This window comes from Gimesia sp. (genome assembly GCF_048262075.1).
Lineage (GTDB): Bacteria > Planctomycetota > Planctomycetia > Planctomycetales > Planctomycetaceae > Gimesia.
Map to the genome: position 1 here is coordinate 19569 of NZ_JBLXFK010000011.1, position 20932 is coordinate 40500.

The window sequence follows — 20932 nt, forward strand, 5'->3', positions numbered from 1 at the left end:
CTTTGTAAGGCGAGTATTCTGCAACGACTGTTGAATGCTTGTCATTCAGCATCGGCAGGTCCGCTCGCATGCTATTGAAAGTCTAGCTTAAAGATTCCCTTAAGTCGGGGACTTTTTCTGTTTTTCTGATGCAGGAAGATGCTACTTATGATGATAAAATTCTCTCGAAAACAGGATGAAATGATACATTGAATTAAAATCATAAGTTACTAGAATACAGATACTTACAATCGAATGTTTTGGGAAGACACGCTTACCCAATCTATCGAAGTGCCAATTCGTATAGAAGTCAAAACCCTCCACCAGTCAGGATCAGAAACATGGATGCATCTTCATTGGATTTCTTAAAAAAACTGCTCCATTCACCCGCCCCTTCTGGGTACGAACGCCCTATTCAGGAAGTCGTCCGTGAATTTGTGGGAGGGTTCGCTGATGAGGTGACCACAGATCTCCACGGTAATGTGATCGCGGCCGTCAATCCTGAGGCGGAGCGGCGCGTGATGTTTGCCGGCCACTGTGATCAGATCGGCCTACTCGTGCAGTACATAGATGATGATGGTTACCTCTGGGCAAATCTGATCGGCGGCTGGGATATTCAGATGCTGCTGGGACAGAATATGCAGGTCCATACGGACTCTGGTCCCATCCATGGCGTGATCGCCCGTAAAGCCATTCACCTGCTGACTCCGGATGAACGCAAAACAGTTCCCGAAATCAAGGATCTCTGGATCGACATCGGGGCGAAAAATGGCGAAGAAGCCCGTAAGATGGTAGCCATTGGTGATCCGGTGACCTTCGAACTGGGCTTTCGACCAATGTTGAATAACCTGGCATCTGCTCCTGGAATGGATAACCGGGTCGGCGTCTGGGTCGTCATGGAAGCCTTACGACAAGTCAGTCAGAAGTCACCTCACGTTGGTGTATTCTCTGTTTCGACTGTCCAGGAAGAAATCGGGTTGCGTGGAGCAAAGACCAGTGCTTATTCCATTCAACCAGAAGTGGGGATTGCCGTCGATGTCACCCATGCGACTGACTGTCCTGCTGTGAGTAAGCAGGAAAATGGTGATATCAAGGTGGGAGGCGGTCCGGTGGTCTGTCGTGGTCCTAACGTAAACCCCGTAGTGTTTTCGTCATTAATTTCTCTGTCCAGTGAACACAAAATCGACTGTCAAATCAATGGGATCTCACGTCCCGCTGGAAATGATGCCAATGCGATGCAGTTAAACCAGGGGGGCATGGCGACCGGAATTGTTGCGATACCAAACCGGTATATGCACAGCCCGGTAGAAGTCGTCTCCCTGGACGATCTGGAACAGGCGGCCCACCTGTTGGCGGAGTTCTGTCTGGCCATCAACGATCAGACAGACTTTACGCCTTAGACATAGATCAGCCGGATCAACCCAGTTCCTGAAAGACTTCTACTGCAGCCTGAATTACATGGTCGATGTCTTCATTAGTCAGCATGACAGATGTAAAGTTGGCTTCAAACTGACTACAGGGTAAATAGACGCCCCGATCCAGCATGCCCTGGAAATAGCGACCAAAGCGGGCAGTATCATTCTTTGCTGAGATCGCATAGCTGGTGACTTTTTCCGGGTTAAAGAACAGAGTAAACATCGAACCGCATTCTGCCAGCGTGTGGGGCAGACCTGCTTTAGCAGCAGCTGCGGATAATCCCTGTGTCAGGCGGCTGGTGATTGATTCCAGCTCTGCATAAGGATTGGATTCTCGCAGACATTCGAGAGTGGCGATACCGGATGCCATTGCAATCGGGTTTCCGGACAGGGTTCCTGCCTGGTACACTTTGCCGACAGGTGAAATCACATCCATGATTTCCGCTTTACCACCATAGGCTCCCACCGGCATACCGCCGCCAATCACTTTTCCCAGCATGCAGATGTCCGGCATGATGTGAAAGCGTTCTTGTGCACCACCCAGGGCAACGCGGAAACCGGTCATGACTTCATCCATGATGAATACCGATTCATGTTGAGTGCAGACTTCCCGTACCGTTTCCAGAAAACCGGGTTCAGGCAGTACCACTCCCATGTTCCCGACAACAGGTTCCAGTATCACCGCAGCAATCTGGTCTCCCATTTGCACAAAGGTTTCTTTTAACTGCTCGATATCATTATATTCCAGAACCAGTGTGTCGGCGGTGCAGCCTTGCGGTACACCCGGGCTGGAAGGTGTTCCCAGAGTCAGGGCGCCACTGCCTGCTTGAACCAGGAGACTGTCAACATGACCATGATAGCAGCCTGCAAACTTGATGATTTTGTCTCGACCCGTGTAACCACGGGCCAGGCGAATTACACTCATTCCGGCTTCTGTACCGGAATTCACCATCCGTACTTTTTCCACACAGGGAACCAGGTCTGCGACGAGTTCTGCCAGTTCTGTTTCTACTAATGTTGGGGCACCAAAGCTGGTTCCCTTCTTGAGTGCTTCCTCAATACGAGGCATCACCCGGGGATGCAGGTGTCCCAGGATATGTGGCCCCCAGGAACCCACCAGATCGATATAGCGGTTACCATCTATATCATACAGATACTGACCCTCTCCCCGATCAATGACAACCGGATGCCCGCCGACCGCTCCAAATGCCCGCGCGGGACTGTTGACGCCTCCCGGGATAACTTTCATGGCGCGGGCAAACTGTTCTTCACTCTTGGAATGCTGACTGACTGACATCTTTATTAGAAATCCTTAGTTTGAGCTGGACTTTTGAGGAGTTACAGGTGACGGGGCTGGTTTGTTGAGTTCCAGGCATTTGAGAGTTTTTGTATCTCTGACGAATAACAGGCCATTAGATAATGCCGGCAACGCACGTGTCGTCGAATTCAATACCTGAGCGCGCCCCAGTTCCTGGTATTCTTCTTTCGAAGCGGTCGCCATTACGAGCGTACCATCTGTTTTCAAAATAAGAAGCTTGCCGTCTACTTCCAGCAGGGTCGCATAACCGAAATTTTCTTTTGACCAGAAAACTTTCTGAGTTTTCGGATCAAAACAGACCAGACGGGCAGGACCAATATCCTGTCGACCATCAATGCCAATGAGAGAACCATCGTATTCAATCGGGGTTGTATACTGGCTGGACATTGGTTTTTCGCTCCGCCAGATTTCGGATACGCTGTTGCCTTCAACGATCCCCCAGAATCCGCCAACTCCATAACTGGCGGTAGCAAAAACATGTCTGCCGACCTGGATTGGATTGGCACCATTCACGGTCGGTCCCCGCTTTCCAAAGGGAAACTGAAACAGGATATCTCCGTGCTGTGGATCTATGCCAACTAGATGCAGTCGTGTAATAAACAATGCATAAAATCGACCATTGAAAAAACCAGAAGTGGGTGAGGAATAACTCGCGTCGTCGGGCATCGTTTGCCACAAGGTCCTGCCTTTGTCCAGTGAAAAAGCGACAATACCCGCATTCTGACGTTTACCACCCACGTTAACCAGTAATTTATCTTCGATAATAATCGGAGTGCTGCCGACTCCGAAATAACCTTCCCCTACCTTAAATTCTTTGTGTGTCTGACGCGACCAGATCTGTGTTCCCGTTTTGATGTCAAGGCATTGCAGATGACCGGCGATCCCAAAAACATAGACACGGTCTTTGTAAATCAGGGGGACCGCGATAGGGCCATCGTTCGGGTTAAAAGTCCCTTTGTAACTGACGGGAGTTTGATGTTTCCAGAGGACTTCACCGGTATCAGCCTGAAGTGCTTCGACAATTTCCTGGTCTTCAATTCGATGAAATAAAATCGCCACATTCCGGGAGACTGCCAGCCCGGAAAAACCGCTTCCTACTGGTCGCTGCCACTTTAATGCTGGACCGCCGGCAGGCCATTCTGAAGCCAGTGATTCATTGGCGGCGGCATGTCCATTTCGATAGGGGCCCATAATTTGAGGCCAGTCACCGCCGTGGCAGGGAACAGTCAGGTAAACGCTGATCAGCAGGCTCAATTGAATGAATCGCATATGTCGGGCTCCGCCTTCCAGATGAAACAGATTATGATTTGATCGAATCCTATTTTAACAGGATCGGGGCTTGGCTGCATAGGAACGTCTGTTATAGTCTGATAAGATAAAAAGTGAAACCGAACTATAGCGACACCGCACTTCCTGATGAGGATTTTCGTGAGATCGTTTGCTTTGCAGGAGAAGACTTTGGACTCAAATCCATTACGGTTAATCAGAAATCTACGTCGCAGCCGCGAAATTGTGACGGTTCTCATGAACTACGGTTTTGATGACCTCGTCGATCAACTGGGGTTAAGGCGTTACCTCCGCTGGGGACGCAGGTTGATGTTCTGGAAGCGTACAGAACCCGAGATCAAACTCACACGCGCCAAACGCATCAGGTTGGCGCTGGAAAGCCTGGGAGTCACATTTATCAAGTTTGGACAGGTTGTCAGTACCCGCCCTGATCTCGTGCCCCGCGATGTCGTTCGCGAACTCTCAAAGCTACAGGAGAGTGTTCCTTCATTTCCCGGTGAAATTGCCATGGCAATTGTGGAACGAGAACTGGAAACACCCATCAGCGAGCTGTTTGCAGAATTCGATCCTCAACCCTTGGCCGCTGGTTCACTGGGGCAGGTCCATCGTGCGCGCCACCTGGATGGAACTCCACTTGTCGTGAAAATCAAACGTCCTGACATTGATCGCGTGATTGAGCAGGATCTCAGTCTGATGTATGAATTGGCGATGCTGATTGAACGCCATTTTCCCGATGCAGAAGTTTTTGATCCCACCGGGCTGGTCAATCAGTTTTCACGGACCATTCACCGCGAATTGCAGTTTTCCCGCGAAGCCCGTTCGACGGATGAATTTTTTCGATTGTTTCAGGATGACGCCACACTGTATGTTCCCAAAATTTATCGGGATCTGACGCAGGGGGATGTGATCACCATGGAGTTCATTGATGGCTATAAAATCGATGATGACAGTGAGCTTAAGAACCTGCCGATCAGTGCCCATGAAGTGGCGGCCAACGGTGCCCGCATTTTTATGAAAATGACTTTTGAATTTGGAATCTTTCATGCGGATCCTCATCCGGGTAACTTTCGTGTGATGCCGGATGGATCACTGTGCCTGCTTGATTATGGGATGATCGGAATCCTGGAAGAAGAGCGCCGTGACATGCTCGTCGATCTCTTTTTAAATGTGGCCAGAAAAGATACTGCCAAACTGGTGGAAGTTGTTTTGAAAATTGGTAAAGCGAAACGCAAAGTGGATCATCAACTGTTGCGGGCCGATCTGCGGGATTTTATCGGGAATTACTATGGCGTCCCGATGGATGAGATCAGCGTCGGTAAAATGTTGACCGATTTTATCAATATTCTGGCGATTCACAGGATCCGTTGTCCCGTTGATATCATGCTTTTGATTCGAGCGTTAATCACTTTGGAAGGGATCGCGTTACGCATCGCCCCGGAATTGAATATCGCGCAGGAAATGGAGCCTTACATCTATCGGCTTTCTTCCGAACGCTATCATCCCAAAGCGATTGCCAGTCGGTTCTGGTCGGAAGCCTGCAGTCTTACAAAAGTCATGCATGAACTGCCCGAGCAGATTGGCCGAACCCTGGGTAAGCTGAGTGATGACGAACTTCAGATCCATCTGGATCATAAAGGCTTCGATCACCTGACTCAGGAAATGGATCGGTCGGGGAACAGGCTGGCAATCGGCATGGTCATGTCTTCTCTGATCCTGGCTTCGGCAATTACCATTTCCCTGGATTCCAATCTGATCTTTATCAGCATACCCATCTTCATGATGTCGAGCCTGCTGGGGATCTGGCTGATCTATGGTGTCTTTCGTAGCGGTCGACTCTAGGCTTTGTCAAGCTTCAAATTGAGCGTCGGTATTATTGTTTACGTGCTCCGTTGTCGCACTCTCGTGATATCTATCAACCCAAAATTTAAAAATGACACTCCACTAGACGAATTCAGTTTGAAGAATTGGCGTCGCTGATGCGCTGTCGCAGGTAGTTGGCCCGGGCGGCATTCCGTTCGCTGGACTCCAGTTCTCCTCCCTGCAGTTTCTGCAGATGCGCGGGTTGAGTGAAAATAAACATTTCATTGACTGCCGAGATTGGCAGTCCTTCAATCAATCCCAGGTTCACACCCATTCGCACGCTGGAGAGCAGATGCATGGTTTCCTCTGAGCTGATAGTCTGCGCGGTGCTTAAAATTCCATAAGCCCGGGAGACCTGGTCATGCAGCCCCTGGCGGTTCTCTTTGATCAGCGAATTTCTGACCCGCCGTTCGTAGGAAATAATATTGGGAACCACTTCCTTGATGCTGTCGATCAACTGGTGCTCTGTCTGTCCCAGTGTCACCTGATTTGAGATCTGGTAGAAATCTCCCATTGCCTGGCTACCCTCTCCGTATAAGCCACGGACGGCCAGATTGATCTTCTGCAGCGCCTGGAATACTTTCTGGATCTCTTTGGTAATCACCAGCGCAGGCAGATGCAGCATCACACTGACCCGAATCCCGGTACCGACGTTGGTCGGGCAGGCGGTCAGATAGCCAAACTCTTCACTAAAGGCATAGGTTACTTCCTGTTCCAGCAGATCATCAATCTGGTTGATCGTATCCCAGCATTCATTCAGGGAAAAACCACTACGCAATACCTGCAGGCGGAGATGGTCTTCCTCATTGACCATGATGCCGATGTTTTCTTCGCTGTCCAGACCAACCCCGCGGGGGCCAGTTCGCTCTGAATGCTCACGGCTGATCAGCTGGCGTTCAACGATAAACTGACGATCCAGATTACCCAGGCTGTTCACATCCAGGTAGGATAATTTTTCTTCCATGGGAAGTGAGGTAATGATCGGACGCATCAGCTGTTCGATCTCTCCCAGTGTCGATTCCGTACAGCGATTGATAAAGGGAAACTGTGCGAGGTTTCGGGCCAGACGAATCCTGCTGGACATCACAATATCGGAGTCCGGGCCGATTCCTCTCAACCATTCACCACTTGTGCGAGTGAACGCGTCCAAATTCACCCTATTCTCCTTTATAGTATTCAAAACAGATCAGATCCATGGAATTGAGATCCGGTCTCTGGCGTTAGTATTACTCACGTGACTTTCATTCCCAAACGGTGTAGACTCGGGGAACAAGTACCATACTCATTCAGTACGCGAAAACAAAGTCTAATCCACGGGGATCTAGTTGAAAGCTCTTTAAGATTCGTGTTGTTCTTACATTTTATGCAATGAGTCTCTTGAATACCATTCCTCTCAAGTAATTCCGAAACTGAAAAAACCGAAACTCACTGTCAGGGCCGCTGTTTTCCAGATCTATCCGTCAGACTTTTTGGGATTTTTTGAGAACTGAAGCCATGGGCCGCTTGTCTCACCGGAAGGAAATGTTCATAAGAGAGTCGACTCTGAGTATTAGAGAAACCGCGATGCTCGTTCATCCACAGACAGTGCAGTTAAGATAGTCCATGAAATACGTTCCCGATTTTGAATCATTTAAATCACTTTCCGGGCAGGCCAACCTGGTTCCCGTCTACCGGCAGTTGACCGGGGATACGCTGACTCCAGTCAGTGCCTATCAGTTACTGGAAAAAGGACCTTATTCGTTTTTGTTTGAAAGTGTGGTCGGGGGCGAACAGATCAGCCGCTACAGTTTTCTGGGGGCGAATCCCTTTTTAACTGTCGACGCGTACGAACAGCGGATGGTGATCCAACAGCAGGAACAGACTGAGGAACGAACTGTCGATGACCCGTTGCAGGAACTGGAGAGGATTCTCGATCAATATCAGGCCGCAGAGCTTCCTGGACTCCCCCGTTTTTGTGGAGGCGCTGTTGGATACGCCGGTTACGATGTCGTCCGCTATTCGGAACATTTGCCGAATGCTCCAGAAAACGACCGTCAACTCCCTGATCTGTCATTTGCGTTATACGATCACATGGTGGTGTTTGATCAGATTAATAAAACGGTACTGGTCGTCGCTCATGCGCATCTAGAGGCCGATCTGGATGAGACAGAACTGAAAGCCGCCTATCAGAGTGCCTGTGATAAAATTGATCAGACTTGCCAGCGGTTTCAGGATGGCGATCCATCTGCCTTAAAGATGGCGGACATCAGGGTTGATACACATTCCGAACCGGATCTGAACTGGACCTCTAATTTCACACAGCAGAAATTCGAAACAGCCGTTGATGCCTGTAAGGAATATATTGTTGCCGGCGATATATTTCAGGTGGTCTTAAGCCAGCGACTCAAGCTGGAAACCACAGCGACACCACTGGATATTTATCGCAGCCTGCGCGTCGTGAATCCCAGTCCTTTCATGTTTCTGTTGAAAACTCCTGAAGTGGATCTGGTGGGGAGTTCTCCTGAAATCATGGTGCGGGTGGAAGATCGAGTCACGACAATTCGTCCGCTTGCGGGGACCCGTAAACGGGGTAAGACCGAAGCTGAAGACAAACGTCTGGCGGAAGAACTGCTTGCCGATCCCAAGGAACGTGCTGAGCATGTCATGTTAATCGATCTGGCACGCAATGATGTGGGCCGTGTCTGCGAATTTGGTTCGGTCGAACTGTCAGATGTGATGGAGGTGGAACGCTACAGCCATGTCATGCATATTACTTCCAATGTGACTGGCACATTAACCGAAGATCGTTCTGCCCTGGATGCACTCCGAGCGGGATTGCCTGCGGGAACCGTTTCCGGTGCCCCCAAAGTCAGGGCGATGGAAATCATAGACGAATTTGAACCACACCGCCGCGGCCCTTATGCAGGAGCCGTCGGCTATCTCGATTTTACCGGGAATATGGATACGTGTATTGCACTTCGTACACTGGTGATGCAGGGGTCTACGGCCTACGTTCAGGCCGGCGCCGGGATCGTTGCCGACAGTGTACCGGAAACAGAATATCATGAGACACTTAACAAGGCAAAGGGGTTGCTCAAAGCAATAGAGGTCGCAGAAAAACAACTCAAGTAATCGGAAATGCATTTCACCAATGAGGTCACGAAATGCAAACTGAGATTGAGTGATCACTGTTAGAATTCTAACGGCTCTGAGTAATGTTTCGACTGTTCCCTTCGTCGAAGACAAAGATGAAACAGGAGTACGATGGAATCTCAACAGAAGAGTAATGCGCTCGATCCTTCCGTTGATTCGACTCTCGAAGAATCAATCAAAGCCCCGACCGATTTCTGGGGGATCGTCAAACGACTGGGTCCTGGACTGATCGTGGCTGGCAGTATTGTCGGTTCCGGTGAACTGATCGCGACCACCAAGACCGGTGCTCAGGCTGGAATCGCGCTGTTGTGGCTGATCATCGTGGGATGCCTGATCAAGGTATTCGTCCAGATCGAACTGGGGCGATTTTCCATCTCACGAGGGGAAACGACTCTGGCTGCATTAAATCATGTACCTGGCCCCCGACTTGGGTTTCTGAGTACCAAAGGACAGAAACCCCCGAACTGGATCCTCTGGTTCTGGCTGGTGATGAGTATTTGTACGATCGGTCAGCTGGGTGGCATTGTGGGTGGTGTTGGACAGGCACTGGCTTTGACACTGCCGATTAAAGGTGATTATCTCCAGGCAATTCAATACCCTTCAGAAAAGGAATTCGTGCATTACCTGGAGCTGGAAGAAGCTTTGAAAGATGAACAAAAAACTCTGGCAGATCTGTCAACTGCCGAACGCGAGCGATATCTGCGCGGTCATGCCAAAATGAAAAAACGCATCGAAGGCCTGCAGGCGGCCGGTCAGGTGATTCTCGAAAAAATTCGCAATAACGATTCTCTGCTGGATAAAGATGGAAAATCAATTCTCGAACCGCAGACCTGGGATGACAAGATCTGGGCCAGTGTGATCGCTATATTTACTTCAATTCTATTATACTACGGTCGCTATAATCTGATTGAGCATTTGTCGACGATCCTGGTGGTCTCGTTTACATTCATTACCATCGGCAATGTGATTTCCCTGCAGACATCCGACATCTGGAGTATCTCGACAGCAGAAATCGTCCGCGGGCTTTCGTTTGGTGTTCCTGAGGCGACCGGCGGAATGAACCCGCTGTTGACGGCTCTGGCGGCGTTCGGGATTATAGGCGTCGGTGCGACAGAGCTGATTGCCTATCCTTACTGGTGTCTGGAGAAAGGCTATGCACGTTTTACTGGGCCTCATTCTAAAGATGAAGCGTGGGCAGAGAGAGCCAGAGGCTGGATGCGGGTGATGAAAATTGACGCCTTTGCTTCAATGTGTATTTATACATTTGCAACGCTTGCCTTTTATCTGATGGGAGTGGCTGTGCTGCACAAGGAAGGCCTGGACCCGGACGGTATGCGGATGGTGAGTACCCTGGCGGAAGCCTATGTACCTGTCTTCGGTACCTTCGCCAAGTGGCTGTTCCTGTCAGGTGCCATTGCTGTCTTGTATTCCACTTTCCTGGTAGCGAACGCCGCGAATGCACGTATCTTCTCGGATGGACTACGATTTTTCGGTATCGTTGATGATAGCAAACCCGCGTCGTTGCAAAACTCGATCAAGATCATGTCACTGATCCTGCCTGTCTTGTGTCTGGCAGTTTTCCTGACAGGGGCAAATCCGGTTCGACTGGTCCTGATCGCGGGAACCATGCAGGCCATCATGTTGCCGATGCTGGGAGTCGCTGCCATTTATCTGCGCTATACGAGAATCGACGCCCGTTTAGCTCCCGGACGATTGTGGGATCTGATGCTGTTTCTTTCCTGCCTGGGGCTGCTGCTGGCAGGTGGGTATGGTGTTTACAAACAGCTGTTTACTTAAGCCTTAGCAATCAATTGAGAAATAATTACAGATTCCATTTTCACTTTTCGGACTGTAATTTTAAAAATAGTGTCGAATGAAATAGGGAGGACGCAGGTAGATGTCTGGTGAGAAAACTATTTTCAAGAAAATCATTGATCGGGAAATCCCGGCAGACATTATCTATGAAGATGAATTATGCCTGGCTTTCAACGATGTGAATCCCCAGGCCCCCGTGCATGTACTGGTTATTCCGAAGCAGGAGATTCCGTCCCTTGCACACTTGAAAGATTCAGATCAGGAACTGGTAGGTCATCTGCTGCTCACTGTCAGGAAACTGGCAAAGACGTTAGGACTGGATTCTGGATATCGTACAATCGTTAATACCGGTAAAGAAGGGGGGCAGACGGTCGACCACCTGCACCTGCATCTGCTGGGAGGGCGTTCGTTGCAATGGCCACCCGGATAAATGTTTCGAAATTTGTCACTGCAGACAAGGGAACGCCGGATTCTGATTGCCAGCGATAGCAGGGATTCGTCATAATAAAAGCATTCACATCTGGTTTAAAGAATAGAGGAATCGAATCGTGTTTAATTTCAGATCTGGCCGGAATGTTCAATTACTGTTACTGGTAAGTACTCTGGGAGTACTGCTGATTTCAGAACCCGTTAAGGCACAGAGTTCAAAAAAAACGAACGTCAAGTCGCTCAATGTCCAGGCTGACAAACTCCGTGATTCCTTCATCAGGCAGTCAGCAGAAATTGCCCGGAAGTATTCTGAAGCAGGGGATTATGAAAAATCCCGCGAGATGCTGCTATCGATTCAGAGTCTGCAAAAAGATGTTCCCGGCGTAAAGGCGATGATCACTCAGCTCAACGAAAAACTGATGAGTTCCAACTCTTCTGATTTCGATGTTGATGCCGCACGCAACTGGAGCGTACCAGCGGGTCTGGTGGCTAAGGGGAAAATGGTTCGTATTCAGGCGACCGGGACATACGATTTCATCGCCGATATCAAAACCAGCGTGGAAGGCTTACCACATACGACTGCCATGAAAGAACTGGCTGATGGAATTCCCACAGGTGCACTGATGGGAATGGTGATCTCTCAGGAAAAAGGAAAACCTAAGATGGGGAAGCCGTTTCTGATTGGTGACAAAACAGAGTATACCCCGAAAGATGATGGCGTACTGATGATTGGCCTGAATCTCCCCGCCGGGCATAAATCAACGGGCAAGTTGAAAGTCCGTATCAGCGGGTATATTAAACGCGGCTCAAATTGATTCACGATTGAGAATCAATCTTCCTGATCCTTCTTATTGCGCGCATTCATTTCTGCGCGAATTTCACGCCGCAGAAGTTCGGTCATCTGACTGCGTTCCTGTAACAGTGGCGCTGTCTGGGCAATCACACTCCGCATATCGTTAATAATACCACTCTCCAGCTCTTCAGTGGTAATTCCGTCACAGGCATTCACACAGGCTACCACGCGACGGACTAACTCCTGATTCTCGGGGGTGTCTTCACCTAGAAGCTCTCCCTCACTGGAAATCACAAAATGAGGTGGTTGAATGGATTGACGCGCTCCAGTCATTCGCCGAGTACTCCAAATTCTTCAAAGAACCGTAGCAAACTGCTTCTGTTCTTTTGTTCCGATTGAGAAGTTTGTGGACCAGACCTGAATAAGGCTGGTAAAGATTACCTGTTAACTAATCTATCGGCGTAGATTTATGCCCGCATTGAATTTCTCTAGCCTGTAGAAGCAAAATGAATCCTGTTTTTGCTGATGCAAATACGATCAAGATTATGCTGGCAGGACTAGGTAATATGGGATGGTTTATGTTCGGCTGAAACCAATACAAGTTTGTTGAATTCGCTCCGAATATTGCAGTTTTTCACTACACATACATGAGGTATTTACCTGTAGTAAAATTATGCGCATTGATTATTTATGGGGGAAATTCCCCAGTCTTCAGACACTTGTCGATGTATGGACAGAGGCTACTCAAGCACGATCAGCAGGTCACCCGATTCCACTTGAGTGCCCGCGTCTGTGACCACTTCTTTGACCACGCCGTCCTGCTCTGAAATGACACTCGTTTGCATCTTCATCGCTTCCAGCACCAGCAATTGATCACCGGCTTTGACCTTGGTTCCAACTTTAACTGCCAGCGAAACAATCACACCCGGCATGACAGCACCAATCTGCTTGGGATCACCCGAATCCGCGCGACGACGTGAATCCCCTTGCGGCTTCAACGATTTATCTACAATCACCACTTCACGTGGCTGACCATTCAGTTCGAAGAACACAGTACGACAACCATCGGTTTGTGGCTTACCTACCGCCAGAAACTTAATGATCAGCGTCTTACCCGGTGCAATCTCGACCGAAATTTCTTCTTCCGGTTCCATGCCGTTGAAGAACGCATACGTGGGGAGACCACTCGTATCGTAATACGCTTTTTGATGCGTAGTAAAATCTTCGTAGACTTTCGGATACAGCAGGTAAGTGACCACTTCCTGATCGGTGGGCGTGCGATTGATCATTTTCTGAACCGTTTTCGCAGCATCTTCGAAGTCGGCCGGTGGAAGAATACTTCCTGGTCGTTCGGTAAGTGGTTTTTCTCCCCGCAGAATCTTTTTCTGAATATCTTCAGGGAATCCACCGGGAGTCTGTCCCATTCGGCCGCTGATCAGATCCAGTACTGATTCCGGAAATGCCAGATCGCGATCGCCTTTCACAACGTCATCACAACTCAGATCATTGGCAACCAGGAACAACGCCATATCACCGACGGCTTTCGAAGTCGGCGTGACTTTCACAATATCACCCAGCAGTTGATTCACTTCCGCATACACATGACAGACTTCAGACCAGCGATCTCCCAGCCCCAGCGACTGCGCCTGCTGTAGCAGGTTTGTATATTGACCACCGGGCATTTGATGCTCATACAGATTCGCACCTGCGGGAAGCACGGGGCTTTCAAAAGCAGTGTAGAAATTACGAACCGCACGCCAGTATTCGGAAATCTCATCCAGGTGTTCGACTTCCACTGTCGGCTGATGTTCTGTAAATCGCTGTGCTTCCACAACTGTTGTCAGGTTCGGTTGTGAAGTTCCACCCGACATCGAAGGCACCGCACCGTCGGCAATGTCCAGCCCGGCTTCGGCAGCCTTCAGAATCGAAGCCGCCTGTCCGCCGCTTGTATCATGCGTGTGGAAGTGAATCGGAATACCGATTTCCTGCTTCAGTGTTTTCACCAGCAACTCGGCTGCATACGGCTTACATAGCCCCGCCATATCTTTAATGGCAAGAATATGCGCGCCCATGTTCTCCAGCTCTTTTGCCATATTGACGTAATATTTCAGATCGTATTTCGACTTCGAAGCATCGAGAATATCGCCCGTATAGCAGATACTGGCTTCGCAGATCGCACCACTTTTCTGAACCTCTTCCATCGCCACTTTCATGTTCGGTACCCAGTTGAGGGCATCGAACACGCGGAACACATCTATGCCTGCATCGGCGGCTTCTTTTACGAAGGCTCGCACCACGTTATCCGGGTAGTTCGTATAACCAACCGCACTCGAAGCCCGTATCAGCATCTGGAACAGAATGTTCGGCACGCGGGTGCGCATCTCAGCCAGTCGCTGCCAGGGAGATTCTTTCAGGAATCGCATCGATGTATCAAACGTCGCTCCGCCCCACATTTCCAGTGAGAACAACTGCGGGCAGTTATGTGCGTAGACTTCCGCGATCTGCAGCATGTCATGTGTTCGGAACCGCGTGGCATATAAAGACTGATGCGCGTCCCGGAATGAAGTATCCGTCAGTAGCAGTTCTTTCTGATCCAGAATCCACTTACCGAATTTTTCTGCACCCAGTTCCAGCAGTTTCTGTCGCATCCCATCGGGGGGAGAAAGCAGTTTTTTGTTATATTCGGGAATCGGAGCAGGCATCCGTCGAACCGCTTTCGGACGGTCCTTCACCATCGCATTGCCGTTAACGACGGTCTCTGCCAGATAAGTCAACAGCTTTGTCGCCCGGTCATGCCGCTTCGGAAACTTGAACAATTCAGGCGTATCATCAATGAACCGGGTATAACATTCGCCGTTCAGGAAAGTCGGGTGTGTGATCAGTTTCAGCACAAATGGAATGTTCGTCTTCACGCCACGAATTCGAAACTCCTGCAGACAACGCTCCGTGCGGGCGGCTGCATCTTTAAAAGTCCGTGCCCACGTGGTGACTTTCACCAGCAATGAATCGTAATACGGGAAGACCATCGCCCCCGAGAACGCCGTCCCCGCATCCAGACGCACGCCCATCCCGCTGGCAGACCGGTAATGTGCCACGCGTCCATAGTCGGGCATAAAGTTATTTGTCGGATCTTCAGTTGTCACGCGGCACTGCAGTGCAAACCCGTGTGTTTGCAGTTCTTCCTGGGAATTGATGCGGATTCCCGGGTCATTCAACTGGGCCCCTTGAGCCAGCAGAATCTGTGATTTCACGATATCCACGCCGGTGACTTCTTCTGTCACGGTATGCTCGACCTGAATTCGTGGATTGACTTCGATGAAGTAAAACTGATTCGTATCAGCGTCCAGCAGAAACTCTACTGTTCCTGCCAGTTCGTAATTTACACTCCGCCCGATTTTCAAAGCTGCTTCGCACAGCGCGTCTCTGACTACCGGGTCAAGATTTGGAGCCGGTGCAATTTCCACTACCTTCTGGTGACGTCGTTGAACAGAACAGTCGCGTTCGTAGAGATGCACCAGGCCGCCATGCTTGTCGCCTAGTAACTGCACTTCAATGTGACGGGCACGTGAGATAAATTTCTCAACGAATACATCCGGGCTCCCAAACGCCGACAGAGATTCACTTCGTGCCAACTCGTAAGACGAATCAAAGTCTGCTTCTTTCTGAACCACCCGCATCCCGCGACCGCCGCCGCCGTGCGCTGCTTTCAGAATAATCGGGAAACCAATGTCGACCGCCGTCTTCCGACCTGAAGCCGCATCCACGATCGCTTCGCCACTTCCCCCTAAAACAGGGACGCCCACCTTCTCCGCAATTTTACGAGCTGAAATTTTATCTCCGAGGGCTCTCAAGGTCTCCACACGAGGGCCGATAAAGATGATTCCGGCGTCTTCACAGGCTTGAGCGAAATCAGCATTCTCTGAAAGAAACCCGTAACCTGGATGGATCGCGTCAATCTTCTTCTGCTTGGCCAGAGCGATAATCGCTTCGATATCCAGGTAGGATTTAACCGGGTGCCCCGGTTTTCCAATCTGATATGCTTCGTCTGCTTTGGTGCGGTGCAGGGCATAACGGTCTTCGTGGGTATAAATACCGACAGTACGAATTCCCAATTCGTGTGTACTTCGAAAAATTCGAATGGCAATTTCACTACGGTTGGCGACGAGCAGCTTCTTGATTTTACCGTCAGACATGAATTATCCTAACTCTTTTTATAATTACGGCTTGGGTGCTAAAATGCCGGGCCTTTATTCCTGATATTTCTACTGTCCAATGGTCATTAGGGTACATGCTCGAGTCCAGAAAAACAATGCAGCACACCCCTTTGCGAGAATTCTCAACCCAACACAATATCCGGGTGGTCCTGAGGCCGGAGGTTTTTGCTAAATCACCCATGGAAACAGGTTTGGAATGATTCATCTTGACCTGTTTTCCTGCTCCGATTAGTGTTCACGCCAATCTGATCCGTTCTATCGCCTCCGGTCCGAGTTTCAAGGTTCTGACGTGATAGAAATCGTTGAATTCTGGCGAATAAATGTGGTGAACCCAATGGAACAAAAACAGTGTGATCTGTGTGCAGGAACCGAGTTTGAACAAATTGGCGATCGGGATCGGCACGGGAATTCGTTGGAGTCTGTTATCTGTAAAGCCTGTGGTCTGGTCGCGCATGGCAAAATACCGACAGATGAGGAACTCGCCCATTATTATGCCACAGAATATCGACAGAGCTATCATGGCGAATTGACTCCCTCGGATCGCCGCGTGATGCGTGCCTGGAAAAATGGTGAACGAATTTTCCGTCAGCTGCAACCACATATCGAACCCGATGCGGGTGTTTTCGAAGTCGGAGCCGGGATTGGCTGTACTGTGAAAGTCTTCGAACTCAACGGTCATCAGTCGACAGGCATCGAGCCAGGCGAAGGCTTTCAGGATTACTCCCAGCAGCGCCTGCTGACAAACGTGGTGCGTGGGGACCTGTTTGAACAACCCCGCGATCACAGTCGCGAACTGCTGCTGCTGGTCCATGTCATCGAGCATTTCAATTCGCCGCGTCGCGCCCTGGAATACATTCGAGGCATGATGGCGGAAAACGGACTGTTCTATGTCGAGTGCCCGAACATCGCGGCTCCCTTTGCCCGTCGCAGTAAAATGTTCCATTACGCTCACATTCATAATTTCACTCCGTCCAGTCTGAAGATGCTTGCGGAAAGCTGCGGATTCAAACTGGAGGTGCAGTTCGGCTCAAAAGAAAATCCCAATCTGCAAATGCTCTTTTCCTGCAGTGACAGCACTGATCTCAATATTGATCTCGATAACTATCAGCAGACCATGCAGGTCATCGAACAGGCGACCCCCGTTCGCTATCATCTGCGTCCCTGGTATGTCTCAACACGCTTCTCTAAAGTCGCCAGCTACCTGCGTGAGCATCTGACGGCGAAACAGTTTGTTGCCGACGTCGTTAAGGAATGCCAGCAGTTCGCCTCTGATCAGGAAGACGAACAACCCGCTGAATTGCGTGCCGCTGCCTGAGTCAATTCTCTAAATTGACTGTTTTCTCCCGTTGGTATTTCGTCTTTGTAAAAATGTTACTTCTACTGTCTGAATGTGTCCCGGTCAAGAAATAGGCACTACGCGAAATAGACTGTTTTTCAGGGGCCAAACTGCCGTCAATGACTGACTGGTTCTGATTTGAGCACTCAGTTTCGCTTGCGCAAAACTGCGTTTCGGCGCACATTCGCGCCACTTTCCGCACACCCTCACGCCAGTGCCTCGCCCCAGCTCACGCCTTTTTGACCAGTTTTCGGCGTAATATGTTCAGTCATTCTCGATCATCCGGCTCGATCATCCGGATCCGAAAGCCACAGACGGGCACATTATACCGGGGATTCTCTCAGCGCTGAGAGATGAAAATCGGACATCAGTAGAAACGACCCCGTTCAGTTCGCAGCCGGTTTCGGATTTCCGGGTCGGTTCAGTTTCGCAGCCGGTCCCAGCGTGCGTTCTTCCTGGTGGGGAAAGGCTCGAATTGTGGTCACGATCTGTTTCTGCTGTTCGAATTCTATACCACTGGCCAGTTTCACTGTGGTTTCGAGGAAGCGATCGATTTTCGATTCCAGGGGCAACCCCGTTTTACGATCGATCAGGCAGGAACCGAATGATTTTCCGCCTCGAATGTAAAGTTGTACCGATTTCCCATGCTGGTTGATCGGACTGCTGATTTTGGATGCGGCGATGTCACCGGCGATATTGATGCGGGCGATATTGTCGTTCAGTTCACGCAGCGTATACTCGGTTTTGAGAACCATCGGAATCGGTTGTGTCAGGCGGCGGGTTTTGATCCAGGTCTCTCCCACGCGGATCGCACCTCCTTTGTGATTCTCGTCAATGTTGTATGGCAGCAGACCAATACTGTCGTCAATGAAATTAGCAACCCCATCATCGCCCGAGGATTCCGAAATCTTGGCCAGTACCGTTTCCCGTTGGCTGGCACTGGTATTCTGCAGACAGCGTTTGAGAAACTCATCAAAGCCCACCAGTTCTACGATTTTGTTATCTGGTCCAATCCAGAACGAAAACCCGTTATTCACCAGATGCTGATAGGCCTGGACCTGTGGTGGCACCGGTCCTGAAGAGCGATGGGAGTCGTAATGCACCTGTTCGCCGGCAATATCATGCGAGTATTTAACTCCCGTGTAGCTCACTTTGAGTCGCTTACGACCGTCGTCACGCAGTTCTTCCACCGTCAACGCCAGGATCAGCTCCAGTTTTGAAGTACTGTGGATAACGCCAGCAGCAGAAGCCTGGGACAGTTTCTGTTCTACAGTTTTGATCATCGGAAATCGCTGGTTGACCTCCAGGTTCAATTCCAGCACTTCCACTTTTTCGTCTTGCAACGAGGCATTCTGTGCCTGTATCAGGTGGTCCATCGGTTTCGCAGCGGCAGCAGGTTTAGGTGGTTCCTTGTCCTCAACGACTTCTACTGCTTCCTGCCGTTTGACCCAGAATGACCATCCGGTCCACGCCAGTATCATAATTCCCAGCATCCAGCTGATATAACGCTTGCCCTGCATGGCGACATTGTCCAGAATAGATAAAGAAAGCTAACGAATGAAGAATTTCCAGTGATTTTGAGATGTAAAACTTATCAGTAATACGGATTTAGTGAAAGACGAATTCGGCCCCTCAAACGCCGAATCCTCTTGAGATGGGAGATGTCGATGTCGACTGTAATTCGCACGTTTTGGGCAGTTTTATGCCTCAGTATCTGTGGTTTCAGCACCGCTGCAGACAAGAACGCTGACAACAGAACCACTCGTCCGAATATCGTCTTCCTGCTCAGCGACGATCAGCGGCCCGATACCATCGCTGCCCTGGGGAATCCGATCATTAAAACTCCGCACCTCGATCAGTTGGTCAAAGCGGGGACCAGTTTCACCCGTGCCGTCTGTGCCAACCCGATCTGTACTCCCAGTCGGGCTGAGATTCTTTCTGGTGTCAGTGGTTTTCATAATGGCTCCATGGATTTCGGAAAGCCGATTAAGAAGGAGCTTCCCACCTGGTCCCAGACCCTGTCGAAAGCCGGATACAATACCTGGTATGTTGGCAAATGGCACAATGATGGCAAGCCGGTCCTGCGTGGATACAATGAAACTCTGGGGCTGTTTACCGGAGGGGGCGGACGTTGGGCAGTCCCTTCTTTTGATGGTAACGGTGTCCTGGTGACCGGCTATCGTGGCTGGATCTTTCAGGATGACGAACGCCATTTCTTTCCCGAAAAAGGGGTCGGGCTCACTTCGAATATCAGCGAACACTTCGCCGACGCTGCCATAGAATTCGTCGAGAGAAAGCACGAAAAACCGTTTTTTCTGCACGTCTGTTTCACGGCGCCCCATGATCCTCTGTTGATGCCCATCGGTTATGAACAGTACTACGATCCGGACAAAATGCCTGTACCCGAGAACTTTCTACCACAACATCCTTTTGATCATGGCAATTTTGATGGCCGCGACGAGGCACTCCTTCCCTGGCCGCGCACAAAACAGATTGTACAGAACGATCTCTCCCTCTATTACTCTGTTATTTCCCACCTGGATGCGCAGGTGGGAAGAATTGTAGATGCGTTGAAAAAGTCGGGCGAATGGGAGAATACCATTCTGATTTATTCCAGCGATCATGGTCTGGCGATGGGCAGTCATGGCTTGCGGGGAAAACAGAATATGTATGAGCACACGGTCAACGTTCCCATGATTTTGGTCGGGCCTGGTATTCCTGCTGACACAATCTCCGCAGCGCAATGCTATCTCCGCGATTTATATCCTACCAGTTGTGACCTGGCAGGAGTTCCTGTTCCCAAGACGGTCGAAGGCAAGAGCCTCAAACCGGTACTCACAGGAGAGGATGATGCCATCTATGATGAGGTCTACTGCTACTTCCGTAACTTTCAGCGAATGATCCGCACGGATCGTTGGAAGCTCATCTATTATCCCCACCTGGACCGGATCCAGCTGTTTGATCTCAAAAATGATCCGCTGGAACAACATGACCTGTCGGACGAAGCCGCCCATCAACAGGTGTCTGACAAACTCTTGGACCAATTGAATGCCTGGCGTAAACAGCAGGACGATCCCTCTCTCAAGCAAGCGGCCGAAAATTCCTGAAACTCGGTGCACACTGCCGCGAAAATGAGTTCTGCGTGGAATCAATATGATGGCGCGATGCTGCCTCATGTGGATTTTACAATCTTATCTGCTGGACAGTCTGTCTGGATTGAAATTTCGTAACCCTTTATTTTAATACATTTTAAGGAGTTGTGTTTTTGGTCGCTGATATCAAATCGATATAATTGGCATATTTTACGCTCTTCTCTCAAACCGTTCACATCACAACGCGGGCAGCAACGGTTTA

The 20932-nt window shown here is 49.9% G+C and carries 14 protein-coding genes; 8 read left to right on the top strand and 6 right to left on the bottom strand.

Annotated elements, in window-relative coordinates:
* The first annotated feature begins 320 nt into the window (after nucleotides 1-320).
* Nucleotides 321-1379, top strand: a complete 1059-nt coding sequence (locus ACN0YH_RS19815; RefSeq protein ID WP_417381321.1) for a M42 family metallopeptidase — start codon at nucleotides 321-323, stop codon at nucleotides 1377-1379.
* A 16-nt stretch (nucleotides 1380-1395) separates the two neighbouring features.
* On the opposite strand, the gene hemL is transcribed toward ACN0YH_RS19815, so the two are convergent.
* Entirely contained in the window at nucleotides 1396-2691 is a 1296-nt protein-coding gene (gene hemL / locus ACN0YH_RS19820; RefSeq protein ID WP_417381322.1) for a glutamate-1-semialdehyde 2,1-aminomutase, read from the bottom strand.
* 15 nt (nucleotides 2692-2706) lie between these two features.
* Nucleotides 2707-3981 carry a PQQ-binding-like beta-propeller repeat protein gene (locus ACN0YH_RS19825; protein WP_417381323.1) on the bottom strand — a complete coding sequence of 425 codons (1275 nt, stop codon included), beginning with the start codon at nucleotides 3979-3981 and terminating at the stop codon, nucleotides 2707-2709.
* Nucleotides 3982-4170: 189 nt separating this feature from the next.
* On the opposite strand from ACN0YH_RS19825, the gene ACN0YH_RS19830 reads away from it, so the two are divergent.
* On the top strand, nucleotides 4171-5838 hold the full coding sequence (locus ACN0YH_RS19830) for an ABC1 kinase family protein (RefSeq protein ID WP_417381324.1): 1668 nt from the start codon (nucleotides 4171-4173) through the stop codon (nucleotides 5836-5838).
* A gap of 112 nt (nucleotides 5839-5950) precedes the next feature.
* On the opposite strand, the gene ACN0YH_RS19835 is transcribed toward ACN0YH_RS19830, so the two are convergent.
* Nucleotides 5951-7015 carry a protein arginine kinase gene (locus ACN0YH_RS19835; RefSeq protein WP_417381325.1) on the bottom strand — a complete coding sequence of 355 codons (1065 nt, stop codon included), beginning with the start codon at nucleotides 7013-7015 and terminating at the stop codon, nucleotides 5951-5953.
* 446 nt (nucleotides 7016-7461) lie between these two features.
* Between ACN0YH_RS19835 and trpE the strand changes: the two genes are divergently transcribed.
* The 4 genes from trpE (at nucleotide 7462) to ACN0YH_RS19855 (ending at nucleotide 12050) form a co-directional block, all read left to right on the top strand.
* Nucleotides 7462-8970, top strand: coding sequence for an anthranilate synthase component I (gene trpE / locus ACN0YH_RS19840; RefSeq protein WP_417381326.1), 1509 nt, complete (start codon nucleotides 7462-7464; stop codon nucleotides 8968-8970).
* A gap of 132 nt (nucleotides 8971-9102) precedes the next feature.
* Entirely contained in the window at nucleotides 9103-10788 is a 1686-nt protein-coding gene (locus ACN0YH_RS19845) for an Nramp family divalent metal transporter (protein WP_417381327.1), read from the top strand.
* Between the two features lie 100 nt (nucleotides 10789-10888).
* Nucleotides 10889-11236: a histidine triad nucleotide-binding protein gene (locus ACN0YH_RS19850; RefSeq protein ID WP_417381328.1), complete on the top strand. Its 348-nt coding sequence runs from the start codon at nucleotides 10889-10891 to the stop codon at nucleotides 11234-11236.
* 118 nt (nucleotides 11237-11354) lie between these two features.
* Entirely contained in the window at nucleotides 11355-12050 is a 696-nt protein-coding gene (locus ACN0YH_RS19855) for a hypothetical protein (RefSeq protein WP_417381329.1), read from the top strand.
* A 14-nt stretch (nucleotides 12051-12064) separates the two neighbouring features.
* Here ACN0YH_RS19855 and ACN0YH_RS19860 read toward each other — a convergent pair whose 3' ends face one another.
* Both ACN0YH_RS19860 and ACN0YH_RS19865 read right to left on the bottom strand, forming a co-directional pair.
* Nucleotides 12065-12361, bottom strand: a complete 297-nt coding sequence (locus ACN0YH_RS19860) for a hypothetical protein (RefSeq protein WP_417381330.1) — start codon at nucleotides 12359-12361, stop codon at nucleotides 12065-12067.
* Between the two features lie 407 nt (nucleotides 12362-12768).
* A complete protein-coding gene (locus ACN0YH_RS19865) occupies nucleotides 12769-16221 on the bottom strand; it encodes a pyruvate carboxylase (RefSeq protein WP_417381331.1) in 3453 nt (1150 codons plus the stop codon).
* A 355-nt stretch (nucleotides 16222-16576) separates the two neighbouring features.
* On the opposite strand from ACN0YH_RS19865, the gene ACN0YH_RS19870 reads away from it, so the two are divergent.
* Complete coding sequence (locus ACN0YH_RS19870; RefSeq protein ID WP_417381332.1) at nucleotides 16577-17557, top strand: class I SAM-dependent methyltransferase; 981 nt, start codon at nucleotides 16577-16579, stop codon at nucleotides 17555-17557.
* 407 nt (nucleotides 17558-17964) lie between these two features.
* Here ACN0YH_RS19870 and ACN0YH_RS19875 read toward each other — a convergent pair whose 3' ends face one another.
* Nucleotides 17965-19098, bottom strand: coding sequence for a DUF6263 family protein (locus ACN0YH_RS19875; RefSeq protein ID WP_417381333.1), 1134 nt, complete (start codon nucleotides 19096-19098; stop codon nucleotides 17965-17967).
* A 147-nt stretch (nucleotides 19099-19245) separates the two neighbouring features.
* On the opposite strand from ACN0YH_RS19875, the gene ACN0YH_RS19880 reads away from it, so the two are divergent.
* Nucleotides 19246-20685 carry a sulfatase-like hydrolase/transferase gene (locus tag ACN0YH_RS19880; protein WP_417381334.1) on the top strand — a complete coding sequence of 480 codons (1440 nt, stop codon included), beginning with the start codon at nucleotides 19246-19248 and terminating at the stop codon, nucleotides 20683-20685.
* The last annotated feature ends 247 nt before the right edge of the window (nucleotides 20686-20932 follow it).